General features: G+C 64.6%; 17 protein-coding genes and 1 other RNA gene. 8 read left to right on the top strand and 10 right to left on the bottom strand.

From position 1 onward, the window contains the following. On the top strand, positions 1-291 hold a 291-nt coding region (locus BN976_RS28580), incomplete at its 5' end, for an HNH endonuclease signature motif containing protein (protein WP_235622161.1). 12 nt (positions 292-303) lie between these two features. Beyond that, entirely contained in the window at positions 304-1,743 is a 1,440-nt protein-coding gene (locus tag BN976_RS28575; RefSeq protein ID WP_073908059.1) for a recombinase family protein, read from the top strand. Positions 1,744-1,936: 193 nt separating this feature from the next. Here the strand turns inward: BN976_RS28575 and BN976_RS28570 are convergent, their stop codons facing one another. The 9 genes from BN976_RS28570 to BN976_RS28535 form a co-directional block, all read right to left on the bottom strand. After that, positions 1,937-2,845 (bottom strand): Abi family protein, encoded by a 909-nt coding sequence (locus BN976_RS28570; RefSeq protein WP_051558597.1) that lies wholly within the window; start codon positions 2,843-2,845, stop codon positions 1,937-1,939. Between the two features lie 518 nt (positions 2,846-3,363). Continuing rightward, a complete protein-coding gene (locus tag BN976_RS28565; protein ID WP_185291709.1) occupies positions 3,364-3,762 on the bottom strand; it encodes a hypothetical protein in 399 nt (132 codons plus the stop codon). Positions 3,763-3,782: 20 nt separating this feature from the next. Beyond that, entirely contained in the window at positions 3,783-5,060 is a 1,278-nt protein-coding gene (locus tag BN976_RS34105; RefSeq protein WP_067991401.1) for a hypothetical protein, read from the bottom strand. Further along, a complete protein-coding gene (locus BN976_RS28555) occupies positions 5,057-5,332 on the bottom strand; it encodes a hypothetical protein (RefSeq protein ID WP_036376325.1) in 276 nt (91 codons plus the stop codon). The genes BN976_RS34105 and BN976_RS28555 overlap by 4 nt, the downstream gene beginning before the upstream one ends. A gap of 228 nt (positions 5,333-5,560) precedes the next feature. Then, complete coding sequence (locus BN976_RS28550; RefSeq protein ID WP_051558595.1) at positions 5,561-6,376, bottom strand: hypothetical protein; 816 nt, start codon at positions 6,374-6,376, stop codon at positions 5,561-5,563. A gap of 355 nt (positions 6,377-6,731) precedes the next feature. Continuing rightward, positions 6,732-6,899, bottom strand: coding sequence for a hypothetical protein (locus BN976_RS34100; RefSeq protein WP_165804665.1), 168 nt, complete (start codon positions 6,897-6,899; stop codon positions 6,732-6,734). Continuing rightward, positions 6,892-8,373, bottom strand: a complete 1,482-nt coding sequence (locus tag BN976_RS28545; protein ID WP_229480067.1) for a replication initiator — start codon at positions 8,371-8,373, stop codon at positions 6,892-6,894. Before BN976_RS28545 ends, BN976_RS34100 begins: the two co-directional genes overlap by 8 nt. Then, a complete protein-coding gene (locus tag BN976_RS28540; RefSeq protein WP_036376246.1) occupies positions 8,366-9,811 on the bottom strand; it encodes an FtsK/SpoIIIE domain-containing protein in 1,446 nt (481 codons plus the stop codon). The genes BN976_RS28545 and BN976_RS28540 overlap by 8 nt, the downstream gene beginning before the upstream one ends. An 89-nt stretch (positions 9,812-9,900) precedes the next feature. Next, positions 9,901-10,233, bottom strand: coding sequence for a hypothetical protein (locus BN976_RS28535; protein WP_036376243.1), 333 nt, complete (start codon positions 10,231-10,233; stop codon positions 9,901-9,903). Between the two features lie 167 nt (positions 10,234-10,400). Between BN976_RS28535 and BN976_RS28530 the strand changes: the two genes are divergently transcribed. Genes BN976_RS28530 through BN976_RS28515 form a run of 4 tightly spaced genes read left to right on the top strand, consistent with a single transcriptional unit; the run spans position 10,401 to position 13,795 of the window. Next, positions 10,401-10,742 carry a hypothetical protein gene (locus tag BN976_RS28530; protein ID WP_036376240.1) on the top strand — a complete coding sequence of 114 codons (342 nt, stop codon included), beginning with the start codon at positions 10,401-10,403 and terminating at the stop codon, positions 10,740-10,742. A gap of 17 nt (positions 10,743-10,759) precedes the next feature. Continuing rightward, positions 10,760-12,115: an IS256-like element ISMva4 family transposase gene (locus tag BN976_RS28525; RefSeq protein ID WP_036376147.1), complete on the top strand. Its 1,356-nt coding sequence runs from the start codon at positions 10,760-10,762 to the stop codon at positions 12,113-12,115. Beyond that, entirely contained in the window at positions 12,027-13,070 is a 1,044-nt protein-coding gene (locus tag BN976_RS28520) for an NsdA family TPR-like regulatory protein (protein ID WP_235622160.1), read from the top strand. Before BN976_RS28525 ends, BN976_RS28520 begins: the two co-directional genes overlap by 89 nt. Further along, complete coding sequence (locus BN976_RS28515) at positions 13,067-13,795, top strand: creatininase family protein (protein ID WP_036376238.1); 729 nt, start codon at positions 13,067-13,069, stop codon at positions 13,793-13,795. The genes BN976_RS28520 and BN976_RS28515 overlap by 4 nt, the downstream gene beginning before the upstream one ends. Before the next feature lie 132 nt (positions 13,796-13,927). Here BN976_RS28515 and BN976_RS28510 read toward each other — a convergent pair whose 3' ends face one another. Next, positions 13,928-14,140 (bottom strand): three-helix bundle dimerization domain-containing protein, encoded by a 213-nt coding sequence (locus BN976_RS28510; protein WP_036376236.1) that lies wholly within the window; start codon positions 14,138-14,140, stop codon positions 13,928-13,930. 482 nt (positions 14,141-14,622) lie between these two features. On the opposite strand from BN976_RS28510, the gene rnpB reads away from it, so the two are divergent. Further along, positions 14,623-14,819, top strand: an RNA gene (gene rnpB / locus BN976_RS33005) — RNase P RNA component class A. 33 nt (positions 14,820-14,852) lie between these two features. Then, on the top strand, positions 14,853-15,938 hold the full coding sequence (locus BN976_RS28505; protein ID WP_036376233.1) for an IS630 family transposase: 1,086 nt from the start codon (positions 14,853-14,855) through the stop codon (positions 15,936-15,938). Positions 15,939-16,256: the final 318 nt, after the last annotated feature.

Below are 16,256 nucleotides of genomic sequence, written 5' to 3'. Positions count from 1 at the left end.
GTTCGGTGTGTGCGGGATTCAGGAGTGGCGTTGCTGCCCGGGGTGAAGATCCTGCCGTTAGTGGCACTGGCCGAAGCGATCCGCTCCGGCGCGGCGATCAAAACCCTGTGGCTACCCGGCCCCGACCCAGAACCCCACTACCGCCCCTCAGCCAAACTGGCGGCGTTCGTACGTGCCCGGGACCTGTTCTGCCGCTACCCCGGCTGTGACGTGCCCGCCGAACACTGCGACCTCGACCACGTGGTGCCCTATCCGTACGGGCCCACCCACCCGTCGAAGCTTAGGTGCTAGTAAACTACCCTCATGGCGAAGGTAAAGAGTCCAGGTCAGCGCGTCGGGGTGCGGTCAGTGGCGATCTATGCCCGAATTTCGGCGGATGTGGAGGGCACCGGGCTCGGGGTGGCGCGGCAGTTGGAAGATTGCCGCAAGCTCGCCGCCGATCGGGGCTGGCCGATCGGCGATGAATATGTCGACAACGACGTTTCGGCCTACTCCGGTAAGCCGCGCCGCGAGTATGCCCGCATGTTGGCCGACCTGACATCCGGTGCCCGGGATGCGGTGATCGTGTACAACCTCGATCGGCTGCACCGCCGGCCAGTCGAACTGGAAGAATTCGTGACGCTGTGTGAATCGTCGGGCGTGCGCGATGTCGCTACCGTGACCGCCGACATTGACCTGGGTAATGATGACGGGCTGTTCATGGCCCGCATCTTTGCCGCGTTTGCTGCCAAAGAATCCGGGCGCAAATCCGCCCGCGTGCGTCGCAAGCTGTTGCAGAACGCCGAACAAGGACTGCCGCACGGCTCGGTACGCCCATTCGGGTACGAGTCCGACAAGATCACCCTGCGCGACGCTGAGGCCAAGGTCATTCGCGAGATGGTCGACCGCTACCTGGCCGGCGCCTCGATCCGGTCATTGACCATCTGGCTCAACGATGCCGGCATTGCCCCGGCCGTCGCGAAGTCGTGGCAGACCTCCGCGGTACGCCAAATCCTTACCTCCGGGCGTATCGCTGGCCTGCGCGAGCACCACGGCGAGGTGATCGGCCCCGCGACCTGGACAGCGATCATCACTCCGGCCGAACGCGACCGCATCTTGGCCCGCATGGCGACCCGGGCACTGACCAAAACCCGCGCCCCACGCACCTACCTTCTGTCGGGCATGTTGCGCTGCGGGCGCTGCGGGAATCGATTGTTTTCCCAAGCACGCCACAGCAATCCAGACAACCGGGTCCGCCGCTACGTGTGTTTGAAAGGCCCCGATCACGGCGGCTGCGGCCGTCTGACGGTGGTGGCGTCGCCGGTCGAGGAACTGCTCACTGATGCTGTGTTGACCCGGTTGGACTCCCCGCAGCTCGCGGAGGCATTGGCAGGTAAGTCCAGTGTGGATGCTGATGTCGCCGCATTGGCGACCCAGCTGGAAGCCGACCAGGCCCGCTTGGATGAGCTTGCCGGACTGTATGCCGCCGGCGCGGTGTCTGCGCGGGAATGGATTGCCGCCCGCGACCCCATCACCGAGCGGATCGCCCAGGCTCGCCGCGACATCGCGCACGCTACCGACACTAGCTCGGTGGTGGATCTGGCTGGCTGCGGCGAGGTGCTGCGCGGCCAATGGGACGACCTCGACATCGACCGCCAACAAGCCATCATCAAATCAGTGCTCGATCACGCCGTCATCGCACCCGGCAACCCCGGCTCGCGCAGCCTCGACATCAATCGCGTCCAGCCAGCGTGGCGCATCTAGATGTCGTTCGGCGTGCCGTTGGCTTCTCGGATTTGAGCCAGCGTCGGTCGATCGCCAGTTCGCCCGGGGACGCGCCCACCGAGCGAGCGGCTGGCCAGGTCGGCGACGATTGACACGTATCGACGCGCTTCTCGTGCGGCTTTGCTTGCGCCCCAGAAACACTCCACTGGGAACCCTCCGCTTGCCGAACGTTTCAGGTGTGTCGTGGATATTGGTACCCGTCGCGGAGATCGGGCCGAGAGTCGATGTGTGCCCACAACTTTGACGAGTACGTTTTGTCCCTGCGGATGGTGTCGACGAGGTCGGCGAGCATCACCAGCCATGCCCATGGTGAGGCTGTCTGATATAGCTGCGGCTCGACGTGCTTGAATTTGTTGAGTACTGGTGGCGGGACGTCGGGAACGCGATGCCATACACGTGAGTGGTGAGCGCAGATGTTGCGCAGGACGACCATCGATCTCATGAGTGATGCGGTAAATCCGGAGTGGGGAAACCCGAAGGTTTTGCACACGGCGGTGCGCACGGTGTGCTGATCGAGCAGTCCATACATCTTCGACAGTGTTCCGAAGCTGAACACCTCCACCGCTGCCCATACCGGCGGCGTCTCGTTCTTTGCGGTGTGATGCGCCACGAATTTCTCTTTTGAGCGGGTGAGTTCGTCGTGGATGTCGGCGATCAGCAAATCGCGAAGAACGTTGCCGTAGCGGTCTCGCCTGTCGATGTAGGACGCCGGTTCCAGATAGCTATCCACCGGCATATGCATTGCGATGTAGTAGGCAAAGCGCGAACGGAAGGTCACTTCCAGGATCGACAGTCCCTCCATCAGGATGCAGCGAAGTTCGTGGTCGAAAGTGTAGGTCGCAGTGATCTGTGCCACGGTGCCGCCGGCGGTGAACCGGTTGTCCCCGTGTCCGGGCCGGACCTGGAAGTATCTCCAGTAACCCGAGAGTCGGTAGTAGTTGTTGTCGATCAGCAGGCGTACCGCTGCGTGGTACTCGGCCTTGCGCTGCTCGTAATCGTCGTCCGGTGGCAGCGGGATGGGCAGTCCTCGTTGGACCAGCAGCTCGATCTGCTTGTCAATCGGCAGTGCGGGTTTGGCCATTCCGGGGATACTAGCCAATAAAAAGCCCCGCCTGGTTGGGGAAGCTTGCGCTCTAGCCCTGGCGGGGTCTGTTAACTACAACCTACACGACTTTGGCGACAATGAAAACTGCCCGTGCATCGCGATGTTCACCACTGTAGATCACAGTATGTCGGGGAGGTTACCCGCTGTTGACCGTTCGTATGCATCGAAATGCCTGATGAGGTCGGTGTTCCGATGCCCACCAGTTGAGCGTCGGGGCCGACGAACGTCGGGGGCAGATACGACGTCATCGCTCGGGTAACCGTGTGCCGACCGAGGGGTCTGCCCGGCCAGCGGCGGGACTAGCAATGGGGACGACCCCGTCTGCCCGAGCAGTCGCGACGTGGTCACAGCGAACGGTGCGTTGCTGGGCATCTTCACGCCGGAACGTGATCCGCCGAGACCGTTCTCAGACGCACGAGGCAAGCACGCGGCGGCCAGCGTGCCTAGCCGATAGACAGCCTGCGCGAGATGGTGGTGTGCGCCCCCGTTCGGGATCAGTATCCACGTAGATCTTTGATCTCCGGGGGAACGTTGGTTGCGTGCTGTTTTGTCCAGGTGCCGTCGTTGTCGGGCGCGACGTGGAAGGTTCCTACGTCGCTGGACAGGATCCACAGCTGATTAGGTTCTGTCGATAGCCAGGTGAACAGCACGCCGTGGCGGGTGCTGTAGGCGGCATCGTCGCGGTAGACCTCGTTGCCGTCTTTGTCGCGGATGACATCGACCAACGTTTTCACGGTGTTCTGAGGAGCGCCGTCCTCGGCGTAGGCGGTATAGAGCCCTGATGGCGAGGGTTTCGGTTCGCCGGGGCGCACGGCGCGCTCATCGGTCTCGCTGTCGCGACCGAAGAGGCCGCAGCCCACAACGGCCGCAGCTACGGCGAGTACCAGCGTCACAGTGGTGACGATTCGGAATGTCATTGGTACGGGTAGCCTTTCGCGGTGACCAAAGCTCCGCTTTGGTCGAGGACAAACTCGGTTTGACTGTGCCAGCCGATGTGAATCTGGTAAGGGTGCGCCTGACCGAGGGTGATGATCTCGGCGATTCGGTCTTTGAACGTGTCCGTCGCATACTGAGCGTTGGCATCGATGATGTCGTTCCACTGATAGCCGCCGTCGACCGTCACCTTGTACGTGCCGGCGGATAGCGGTTCCACGTGGGTTGTCCCGTTGATTCTGAAGCCGCCCGCGTCATCGTTGGTGCCGTTGAGGTACTGGTATCCGGTGATGGATTCGCCGTTCTGCGTTGTCGCCGCGAACTGCGCAGAGTAGTCACGCTGCGCCCCGTGGCCGGCCAAGTACTCGTTGAGTGACTGTTGCGCCTGGCCACGTACCTGGCCGTCGAGTTCTCGGGCCAGCCCGTTGTGGTCCATCATGTACTGCGACCATTCGGGGTTGTCCTGGATGGTCCAGTCACGGCCACCGCCAACCAGGTAGCGATCGAGGATGGCCCGTCCCGCCCAGTCGCTGTCGAGCCAGTCAGCGCCGCCGCTGTCTCCGCCTTCGGGTCGCCGGAACAAGCCATCGTCGCGCACCCGCCGCCCGTACTCGCCGTCGGGATCGCGTTCGCGTCCGTCGGGATGGCGGGCGTCCCGATCGCGGGTTTCGCTGTCGACGAGCTGGACGGTGCCGTCGTGGCCACCGTTCTCCTCGACGAAGGTGATTCCGTCGAGTTCGGTGGCTTTGGCGGTGATCCGCCGGCCGATTAGGGTGTCGGTGGCTACGAGTTGTTCAGTGTTCCACCGGATGTTCTCGGTGTGCTCGGCGGCGGCAGTGTGGCGGGCGGCGATGGTCGACAAATCGAGGCGCCGAGTATCGGTCACGCTCAAGTCGTCGCCGACCCGAAACCCGTCGGCTTCGGCTTCGGCGATCGCTTCCAGCGCAGCCCGCTGGGCCGCCCGCAGATCGTCGGCGCCGGCCTGCGCTAGGTCGGCAGCGGCGCGCACGGTGTCACCGGCCGCGCGTACGACGTTGGTGTCCTGTGTGACCCGGTCGAGTGCGGCGTCTTTGGCGGTGCCTTCCCAGTCGGTGCCACCGGGCGCGGCGATGTTGCGGCGGTGCTGTTCGAACAGTTCCTCAGATTCACTGGCTGATATTCGCCATCGCGCTGCCGCGTGCTCAAGGTGGGTCCTGTCCCAGGTTTCGATCTGTGAGCGCGTCAGTAGCGCACCTACTGGTGTTGTCACCGCGCTCATATAGTCCTCGTCACGTTCTCGGCGGCGGCCTCGTCGCTGTGGGTGTACACCGTCGCCGCGGTCCGCAGATCACTGCCCTGGCCCGCGACCCGTCGGGATTGGCCAACCCGCAGCGCGGCCAGCGCGCGGTCCAGCGCCGCCACACCAGCATGGCTTGGCTGGCTCCCTCCTGCGTTACCACCGGAGTCGGTGGCAAGTCCTTGCGCGATCTCCGCACTGCCGACCGCAGCCTTATCGAGCCCCGCCGCGTCAACGGCCAGCCGATCTGTCACCACATCCCCCTCGACCACAGATAGCTATCCAGCACAGTATCACCTGACCACCACACTGTTCGCCAGCGTCGACGGGTTTGCTGTCACTCGATATGGCCCGCATAGGACCGGGTCGGACAGCCATCCCGACCGAGGAAACGGTGCCGTGCTCGTGGGGGCAGGGTGAAGAAGGTGAACGGCACGCCTTCGCTGGGCCAGAGGGCGCCATGCCGCATCAGCCAAGCGGCTTCAGCACTCACTGATTGTCTGAAGCTCCCCCGGCAGTGGTCGGGCGTCGACCGGCCGCAGTTCTTCGACGATCGTCTCGACTGCGCCTTGTTGGCGCATCGCCTCCGCGCGGTGCTGACCGTTCATGAACCTCAAGGGCTCGCCCGGTTCGCGGATGAGGCTGATCGGGTCCCACCACAACGACCGCGCGGCCTCAGCGATATCTGCCGGCAGGTCCGCGGGCAGATCGTGTTCGCTGCTGCCCTGCAGGGCAGCGATGCTGGCTGCGGCCCAGTCGACGGCCAGGTAACGCCCCATGTCTCGGAACGGCTGGCTGCCGGGGAGTTCACGCACCGGGATACGCCGGAGCACGACGGCATGGGTGGGAGGCGGCGGGGTGTAAGGGACGTATCCCCCGCCATGATCCCACTGGGCGCCCAGACGGTGCAGTGTTGCCAGTTCCTCGGCGTCGACCTCCCGGCAATGCGCGAACCTACCCTGGGTGTCGTAGTCGATCGCGACGACGTTCGGCCAGCCCTTGTAGCGAAGACGCGGGTTGAGCAGGTTGAAGATGAGGGTCGGCGGCGCTGTGTGCTTGCCGAAGAACTCCGCCCAGATGGTGCGTCGGTAGGCTTCGGCGGCGTTAACGTGACTGGCGCCGCGGTCACCGTCGCGCAAGGTGATCAGTGCCAGGCCGTGTCCCCGTTCGTCGCGGAACGCCTGGACGCGGGAAGTGGCGACAGCGTCGAGATGCCACATGTGGATGTCGGCCGTGCGGCCGGGGCGCTGCCACAATCTGCGCAGCGTTGCTGCTGCGTGGCGATGCCAACCAGTCATGAGATCAATTCTGACGGTGCGGCGCCCACCGTGGGTGCGACGCGCCGTGTCCTGCCGTAGCGAAGGGACGCGTGGTCATGTTGTGGCGATCTTCGGACACCGTGAGCAGGGAATCCCACCAGCGACCGCCACACCAATGCGGTCGCCGGCGGGCCGTTGGCCGGGGGGTTTTCTGGCCGCGACTGATGGTGCGCGGCGGCCAGGGGCTGGCGTCAAGGCGCGAACCGGGGTTCGCCCGCGTTGCAGCTGTGGCCTGGACATCAGCCCCCGCCCACCGCAAAGTGTCGTGATGCGCCCAGAGACCGAAAACAATGCTTGACCGGGCAACCTATCGGTAGTGCTCGCCCACGTTCGGTCAGGTGCTGCGCAGCAGGGTGGCGATATCGGCGAGAACAGCCGGGTTGGTGATGGTGACCGCGAGCTGTTGCCGCTCACAAGACTGCACAAGCCAGGCGGTGAATTCTTCACGACTGTAGGACTTTTCACTTTGGTGGTTGCTCACGTGCGCCTGTGGGTTAGCCATCGGGCACCTCGCCCTGCATGTCACGACGCTGGTTCTGTAGCGCTTCGCACGCAGTGCGTCGTTGCTGGATGCGGTGTAGTGCGGCGGTGATGGTCAGGGTGCGCTCACCGAGGCTGGTGTGGCCGGCGCGGTCGAACTCCCACGCCACCAGTTCATCGCCGTCCCCGTCTTGGGTGACCGGGTTGTGCTGGTGTGCAGTATTTTTCGCGTTCTGTTCGCGGGTCCAGGTGGCGCGATGTTGGCGTAGTGCGGTCATTGTGGTCGAGTAGCGGCGGGATTTGCTGGTGATGTGACCTCGGAACCCGAGGGTGTGCAGCCAGCGCCTGACGCCGCTGAGTCCTCTGTCGGCGAGATCGCTGATGGTGGTCAGGATTGCGCGCACATGCTCGGACACGTCCAGGTCGGGTATGGCTTCGGTGGACAGGCGGCGGGCGCTGATGCCGAGGTCGGCTAGGGATTTGGTGACGTATTTGGCGAGGTAGCGCGCTACCCGCCGGCCAGACAGTGACCGACCGGTCGACGAATCCTGCTCTGGTGACACCTTCTTCACCGGATCGGTGGGTGTGATGGGGCGGGTGTCGATTTGGCCGCCGAAGAGGATCACCCGCACGCCATCGTCCGCGCAGGGGTCGTTGACGGTCAGGCTGACGCTGCGGGCGGCGTGCTGGATGATCGCGGCGAGCTCGGTTGCGCCCACGGGTGATTCCCAGTCACTCTGCTGACTGTCGTCGTGGGGGTCCAGCCGGATCAGGGTGTGGATGTGTGGGATGGCGCGGGCTTGCAGTTCAACGACTTTGAGGAAGCTCACCCGGATCCAGTCGGGGTCGACCCCGACGGCTTTTAGGTTCTTGCGGAGTGCGCGGCGCAGGGCGATGGTGAATCGTCGCCACAGTTCGGGCAGGTGCCAGGTGAACAGCACGTGCCCGACATAGTCATAGCATTCGGCACACAATGGCTGACCGACCTGGTCGTCATCATCGTCATGGACAGTGCTGCACCACAACGGTTTTCCGTGGCGGCAGCGCTGATAGCCACCGGTGCGATGGTGGTCCCGACACACCCGCTGCTTGTGCGCGCTATCGCCTGTGGTGTGGACGGGGCCGAAGCTGGGCGCGGTCAGCGTGAGGAACACTTGCGGGCGATCGGCCACCGTGATGGGCATGTCGTGGTGGCCGCCGGCGGCACCGGCGTGCACGAGTTGCCAGGTGTCGCGGGCGTAGAGGTCCGAGCAGGAGGGGCAGATGTGGGCGCGGCGGTTGTTGCACCGCGTCCATACCACCCGCTGCCGCCCGTATTCATCGGCGCCGACCAGTTGGATGGGGTGGGCGCAGAAGCCGACCGATTCCGCACGCCGCCACCATGATTCGTACCCCATCGAGGCCGCGCGGCGCACCATCTCATCGATCACTGTGGCGGTGTCGACCGTATCCGGAATGCCGGGCAGGGCGAGTTGTGGTGGTGTGGGGTTATTCACCAGTGCCCTCGTTCGGCGTCCGGCCGCTGTCGGTGCTGCGTGGCCGCTGGTTGTGTGTCGGCCGCCGAGCGGGGCGCGGGAACTGTGTGGCGAGGGTGGTGATGTCGTGGTCGGTGACGTGGAAGGCCCGTACCCGCACGGGTTGGGTGGTTCCGTCGATGAGCATGTAGCCCACGCCCGGGGTGGCGTCGGAGATGCGGTCGCATTCCGCCCCGGCATCGCGGGCGCCTTGTCCGAGGACCATGGTGGTTTGGGTGGCTTCGGTCAGCCGCAGCCCGATCCGGACGGTGAACAGCTGCCGCACCGGGAGAGTGTCTTTGGCGGGGTCTTGCACCGCGGCCACCACCGAAATCCCCACCGCCCGGCCTTGGGAGAGCAGTAGCCCGAGCAGTTGTTCGATTTCGGTGCGGATCTTGCGGTCGGTCACATAGGCGGTGAGTGCGGCGATCTCATCGATCACCACCACAAACAACGGCTCAGATGGGGTCGGGGTGTGCAGCCGGGTGTGGCCGCGCAGCCGATTGGCCCGCTCGTGCATCACCGTGACGAGCGTGCGCAGGAGTTCGAGGGTGGTGTCGGTGGCGTCGTGGCTGAATACCGTGAACATGGGTGCGCCGGCGCCCAGTTCCATGCCGCCTTTGGGGTCGATGACACACAACCGGACCAGGCCGGTCTTGATCCCGGGCGCGATCCCGGCGATCAGCGACCACAACACGCTGCCTTTACCCGCGCCGGTCGCGCCCGCGACCAGGAGGTGATGCCCCAACAGCGGCATGTGCCAGGGGTGGCGGGTTTCGGTGATCCCGACCCGCACTGACTCCAGATCCACCGGTGTGGCCGGGGTGGGCATCGGTAGGGCGATCGGGTCGGCCAGCACATCCCCGCGCATCAGCGTGATCCGCAGTTCGCCGGGCGCGGTGGCGGTGATGGTGATCCGGTCGGCGCGCCAGGCCGCGGCCAGCGCCTCGGATTGTTTGTGCCAATCTGTCGGGGAGTGGCCGGTGACGATCCGCACCGCCAGCACATCGGTGGTTCTTCCGATCGTTACGGTGCGCAGGGTTGGTGTGAGGGTGCGGTCACCGAGTTTTGCGGTCAGTCCGTGCAGGGTGCATGTCGATTCCCAGGCGCGGGTGTAGCGCGACCAGGTCAACCAGCGGCGCCGTACCGGTTCGGTCACCCACGAGCGAAACGACCGCGGGTCCAGCCACGCCCACCCCGCATACCCGGCGCAGAACACGATCGCACAGACGATCCCGCCGCGGGGTCCGTGGGTGATGCCGAGCGCCAGGCTGGCGATGATCGGGAGACTGATGGCGGGGAACAGCACCGCCCACCACAGCAAGTATCCCGCGGCGGTGAAGAGTGACATGACCAGATCCCCGAGCCAGTCGTCATTGTCAGATTGAGTGTTGTTGGTGTTCTTATTGTTTGAAGTCATTGCAGGTGCCCTTCGTGAGCGAAGTGGTCGACGACAGACCCGGGGCCGGGCGTGACACGCTCTTGGTGCCGCGCCTCGGCCGCGGGGTGTTATTTCTGGGTGCGCGACCCCTGCTCACCTGTCGTGGCGCCGGTGATGGCATCGGCGCGGAAGGCCACGCCGCTGCGATCACCTTGCGCCCAGGGGATGGCGACCAGGCTGGTCACCGACACCGGTTGGGTGACCGTGACGTTCGGGTCTCCGGCTACCGTCACGTTCAACACTTCGCCGCCGGTGTCGTCCAATGCCAGCAGCTGCACCGAATGCTGGGGCAGGCCGGTGGAGGTGTCGATTTTGGGGCTGCCCGTCTCGAAGTTGAGTCGCGGCTCGGCCGCCCGGGTGACGATGAACCGTGTCCCGGAGGTATCGATTCTCAAACGCATTGTTCTGCTGTCCTTTACTGGGTTGTGGTGTGCGGTCGTGTGTGCCGCGATCCCAGGACAGCCCTCGGGTGGTGGTCGCCGGAAGTGACAGCCAGTAACAGCCGGTAGCACCCCGACACGCGCACGGCAGTGCTGAGCTGCGCTGATGTGTCAGGCATGATCGAAAGATGGCCGCCGCCGATCCGAACCGTGCGCGCAACGCGCAGCGGCTTCGCGATGCGCGCGCCGAGTACGGGTTCAGCCTCAATGAGCTGGCTGTGGAGGTGCAGAACGTTCGCCGGCTACGCGGCGATACCGAGATCCCGCAGCGGGAATCGTTGCGTCAGATGATTCTGAGTATCGAGCGTGGCGGTGCGTTCGGCGACATGTGGCGCGCCGATTTGGCCGCGGTGTTTGGCCGCGAGCCTGATGAATTGTTCAGCGTGCCGATCGCCTCACCGCTGCCGCACCCGTTGTTGTTGCGGCTGCCTGTCGACGAGGGGGTGTCAGATGGTCTGTGTAAGTCCTGACGGAAGGATCTCAGGACATGGTGACAGGCAAGGACGAGGATTTGCAGCTGGGTGAGGTGGTTTCCACCGTGGAGATGGCCGAGGCGCTTCGGGCTTCGGGTGCGGTGGACGATTTGCTGGCTCAGATCGATTCCGGCGAGGTGGCGCTGACCGGTGAGGGTGGCCTGCTGCCCGGGCTGATCAAGCTCGCTCTCGAGCGGGGCCTGGCCGCGGAGTTGACCGATCATCTGGGTTATGAGAAGGGCGACCCGGCTGGTCGGGCGCTGCCCAATGCCCGCAACGGCAGCTCAGCCAAGACGGTGCAGACCGAGGCCGGCCCGGTCCCGTTGGATGTCCCGCGTGATCGTGACGGCTCGTTCACGCCGCGGCTGGTGCCCAAGGGGCAGCGCCGCATCGGCGGGCTCGACGACATGATCATCTCGCTGTATGCCGGTGGAATGACGTTGCGCGACATCCAATTTCACCTTGATTCCACGATCGGAACCGACGTTTCGCATGAGACGATCTCCAAGATCGTCGACGAGATCTCCGAGGAGGTGTTGGTCTGGCAGCGCCGGCCGCTGGACCCGATCTACCCGGTGATCTACCTCGACGCGATCGTGGTCAAGGTCAAAGACGGCGGCCACACCCGCAACAAGGCCGCTCACATCGCCGTGGGCGTCGATATGGCCGGAATCAAGCACGTCCTGGGCATCTGGGTCCAGCAGAACGAAGGAGCGGCGTTTTGGGCCTCGGTGTGTGCCGACCTGTCCAACCGCGGTATCCGCGACGTGCTGATCGTGTGCTGCGATGGGCTCACCGGCTTCCCCGAAGCGATCGCAGCGACCTGGTCGCAAGCAGCGGTTCAGACCTGTGTGGTGCACCTGATTCGCAACGCGTTGCGGTTCGTGTCCTACAGCGACCGCAAGACGGTGGCTGCAGCACTGAAACCGATCTACACCGCACCCAACGCCGAGGCCGCCCGCGCCGAGCTCGACGCGTTCACCGCATCGGAACTGGGTAAGAAAAATCCCACGGTGACACGGGTTTTCGAGCGGGCATGGGAGCAGTTCATTCCGTTCCTGGCGTTCCCGCCCGAGCTGCGCCGGGTGATCTACACCACGAACTCGATCGAATCGCTGAACTACCAGCTGCGAAAGGTCACCAAGACCCGCGGCCAGTTCCCCAACGACGCCGCCGCGGTGAAACTGCTCTGGCTGGCCATCTGCAACATCGAGGACAAACGCGCCGCTGAACGCGCCAAAGAACGCAAACAGAAACGTTGCCGAACAGCCCCCGGACGACTTGTGGAAGGACAGGTCGTCACCAACTGGAAGAAAGCCCTCGAACAACTCGTTCTGGTCTACCCGGACCGCATCGAGCCGTATCTGTAACGACAACCACCAGGAAAATCACACAACCGACTTACACAAAAAACTTGACACGCTCGTCGACGAGGACATCCTGGCGGTGATCACGGCGCAACGCTCGGCGCATATTGAGGCCGAACATGCTCTCGGCCCGCAGCACGCCCGCCCGTTGGTGGAACGTGATCTCGATACCGTCGAAGCCCTCATCAAAACGGCGCCGCGACGGCTCAAACGCGCGGTGACTGAGGCGGCCGGAACGATCGCCGAGGTGGCCGGCTGGATCGCCCAAGACCTCGGTGATCACGCCGCCGCCCAAACTTTGACGCATAAGGCGTTTCTGCACCTGCGGATGGCCAGCCCCGAGGTGCAGGCGATGATCTTGATGCGCCAATCCAACATTCTGGCCCACAGTGAGGCGAGTCTGGCCGTCGATCTGGCCGCCGACGCCGCCGAACTCGTCGAGGGCCGCGAAGCGGGGCGCTTGAAGGCCAGCATTGCCCGCCAGCAGGCCCTGGCCGCGCTGCACAATGGTGATGAACGCAGTTTCTACCGGCACGCTGCCGCCGCACTCGATCTCGGTGATATCGACCCGGTGCCTGGTGATCGGGCCCCCTATGCCCACGCCGCCTATGTGGCCAGCGACATCGCCGCCGGGCATCTACGGCTCGGCAACAACGACAAGGCGCTGGAACTGCTCACCGGTCATCACGCGCAGTGGACCTCCCAGCAGCATCGCGACCGCGCCGTGGCCGATATGCGGCTGCTGCACGCCTACATCGCTGTGCGCGAATACCGCCTCGCGCTGGTGTTGGCCGACACCGCGATCCCCGCCTACCAATCAGCACCCTCACAACGCGCGCACCGACATCTTGCCCGGGCACACACGCTCGTGCGTAACCGCCGCCGCAACGACGCCGACCCGCTGCTACAAGCACTCGGTGCACGCATCCGAAACGCCACCCAAGGAGACCCGTCGTGAGCCACGACATCATCCCCGACCTCACCACCACCGACCCCGCCGCGACCAGCGCGGTCGCGGTGCTGCCGGTGGGGGCCTTCGAGCAGCACGGCCCCCACCTACCGTTGGGCACCGACACCCTGATCGCCTGCGCGATCACCGCAGCCATCACCGAGCACCACCAGGTTCTAGCGCTGCCGCCGATCACGTTCGGCTGCTCACATGAACACGCTGCCTACCCCGGCACCATCAGTATCAGCGCCACCACCCTGGCCGCGATCATCGCCGATATCGGCCAGTCCCTGACCGGCCAGGGCATGCGTGGGTTGATTGTGGTGAACGCGCACGGCGGCAACGCCGTGCTCACCAATGTCGTGCAGCAAGCCAACCAGCCCGCCGGCCCGCTGAACGTGGGCCTGTATCCGAGTCGTGAAGACTGGACCGAGGCCCGCACTGCCGCCGCCATCACCAGCAGCAACCACGACGATATGCACGCCGGCGAACTCGAAACCTCCATCCTCCTCGCCAGCCACCCCGACTACCTGCGCGACGGCTGGGCACAGACCGATCACACCGCCACCGACCGGCGCCACCTGACCACCCTCGGCATCAGCGCCTACACCACCACCGGCGTCATCGGCTACCCCTCACTGGCGACCGAAGCCAAAGGGCACGCCGCCCTCGACCACCTCGGCTGCCACGCCGCCACCCTCATCGACCTCCTCACCATGGTGCGCCGAACCTAGGCACCGCAGCGCAGCAAGGCCCCCGCCACCTGCCGGAACACAGCACTGCCACGAACCGAAACAGCCCCTGGTGTATCCCGAAACGAGGCGTCGCCCCCAGCCTTAACGACAGGGGGCGACTTCAGACAAGCCTCAGACTAAAGCGGCCGAACACCGCTCCCGAGGATCGCGGCGCGCGCGTTTCTCGACAAACAGCGGAACGAAATCCCGGATCCGACTCGCATCGAACCGCGCATACGCCCGCCGCACCGCAGCATCAATGTCCACGCGGGTAGTGCCAGGAAAATCCTGCACCAGCGTGCCCGTGATCTCCATCAGTAGCGTCTGCTCGGCCACCGCACTCATCACCCACCAGCATCCCCACACCACGGCAGCGCCGTCAACACACCGCAGCCAGCGCACGGACCTGTGCCGACGACCTCACAGCCACCGACACCGGGCCGAATCACCGAACGCTCTCGGCAGTCGTGTCCACCACCGCACTGGCACGTCGTCGCCCACGCACGCCATCACCTCATCTCTGACCACGGTTCCGTCACTTTGGCGGCTCCCTGCGGGCTTCGCTTCGCTCCCTGTGCTCCCGTCCGCTGGCGCTCCCGTCCGCGCCGGTCGCTACGCTTCACCCTCCGTCCGCCGCCCGTACGACCAAGCAGCCAGGACAATCATCCGACGCCCGCAGATCAACAGCCACCGCGACGATCCACAGCCTCATCGCGTCCGCCAGCACGACAACCGCCACCGGCAACCCAGTCGACAGCCCGCCCGGCAGTGGCAACACGAGCCGACGCCAACCATCAAGTCGCGGATAAAAGAACGTCTCTGACCTGCAATGTGAGAACTTTCTTTACTGGTATCGAGGAAAGTCCGGACGTCACAGAGCAGTGTGCTTGTCAACGGCAATCCGGGGAAACCCGCGGGACAGTGCCACAGAAAGTAGACCGCCACCCGCAAGGGAGGTAAGGGTGAAACGGTGCGGTAAGAGCGCACCAGCATCCCGGGTGACCGGGATGGCTAGTGTCCTGAGTCATTAATTACGGCTCAGTTGTTAGACTGGGTCATGCCCACTCCTCAGGCTGCTGCGATCGTGTTGACCGATACTGAACGTGCCGAGTTGGAGGGGTGGGCGCGGCGTCGGAGCAGTGCGGCGGGGTTGGCACTGCGGTCGCGAATTGTGTTGGCGGCTGCCGACGGCGGGTCCAACACAGAGTTGGCGGCCAACCTGGGGGTCTCGCGGTCAACGGTGAAACGGTGGCGCAATCGGTTCGTGGAGTTGCGCTGTGACGGCCTGCTCGACGAACCGCGTCCAGGCCGGCCGCGGGTCGTGGGTGACGAGCAGATCAAGGCGTTGATCACCCAGACGCTGGAGTCTGCTCCCAAGGACGCTACGCACTGGTCGACGCGGTCGATGGCCGAGCATCTCGGGTTGAGTCAATCGATGGTCTCCCGTGTCTGGCGGGCGTTCGGATTGGCGCCGCACAAACAGGACTCGTGGAAGCTGTCGAAAGATCCCTTGTTCGTGGAGAAGGTCCGTGACGTCGTCGGGCTCTACCTCGACCCGCCCGAACGCGCGGTGGTGCTGTGTGTGGATGAGAAAACCCAGATCCAGGCACTCAATCGCACCGCGCCGGTGTTCCCGATGCTGCCAGGCACCCCGGCGCGTGCCAGCCACGACTACGTCCGTCACGGTACGTCGAGCCTGTACGCGGCGTTGGATCTGGCCACCGGCCAGGTCATCGGCTCGCTTCACGCCCGGCACCGTAGCCAGGAATTCCTGGCCTTCCTCAAAAAGATCGACGCCGAAGTCCCCGCCGATCTGGACTGCCACGTCGTCCTCGACAACGCCTCCACCCACAAGACGCCGGCGGTAAAGCGTTGGCTGACAAACCATCCCCGGTTCGTCCTGCACTTCACACCGACAAGCTCCAGCTGGCTCAACCTCGTCGAACGCTGGATCGCGGAACTGACTACCAAGAAACTGCGCCGCGGAACCCACACCTCGGTACGCCAACTCAACGCCGACATCCGCGCCTGGATCCAGCACTGGAACAACAACCCCCGGCCCTACGTCTGGACCAAGACCGCCGACCAAATCCTGGCCAACATCGCCAACTACTGCACCCGAATTAATGACTCAGGACACTAGGTAAACCCCACCCGAAGCAAGGCCAAGAAGGCCGCAACCTGGTTGTGGCTGCGCAAGCGTTCAAGGGCTGCTCGCCCGAGTTTGCGGGTAGGCCGCTTGAGGCACCCGGCGACGGTGTGTCCAGATGGATGGTCGCCACCTCGCCGGAAGATCCCGGCGAGGTACAGAATCCGGCTTACAGGCCAACTCGTCCCACCGCTATTCACCACGCGATATATGGACGCTGAATCCCTCTGCTACGCAGCGACCACGCACGGCAGCTTACGATCCGGCTATGAAACATTCGGTGAGGTCAGGTGTCGAAGACCAGTGGCACCG

It is taken from the genome of Mycolicibacterium austroafricanum (assembly GCF_000612725.1).
Taxonomy (GTDB): Bacteria; Actinomycetota; Actinomycetes; order Mycobacteriales; family Mycobacteriaceae; genus Mycobacterium; species Mycobacterium austroafricanum.
This window is presented reverse-complemented; position numbering and strand designations above follow the sequence as displayed.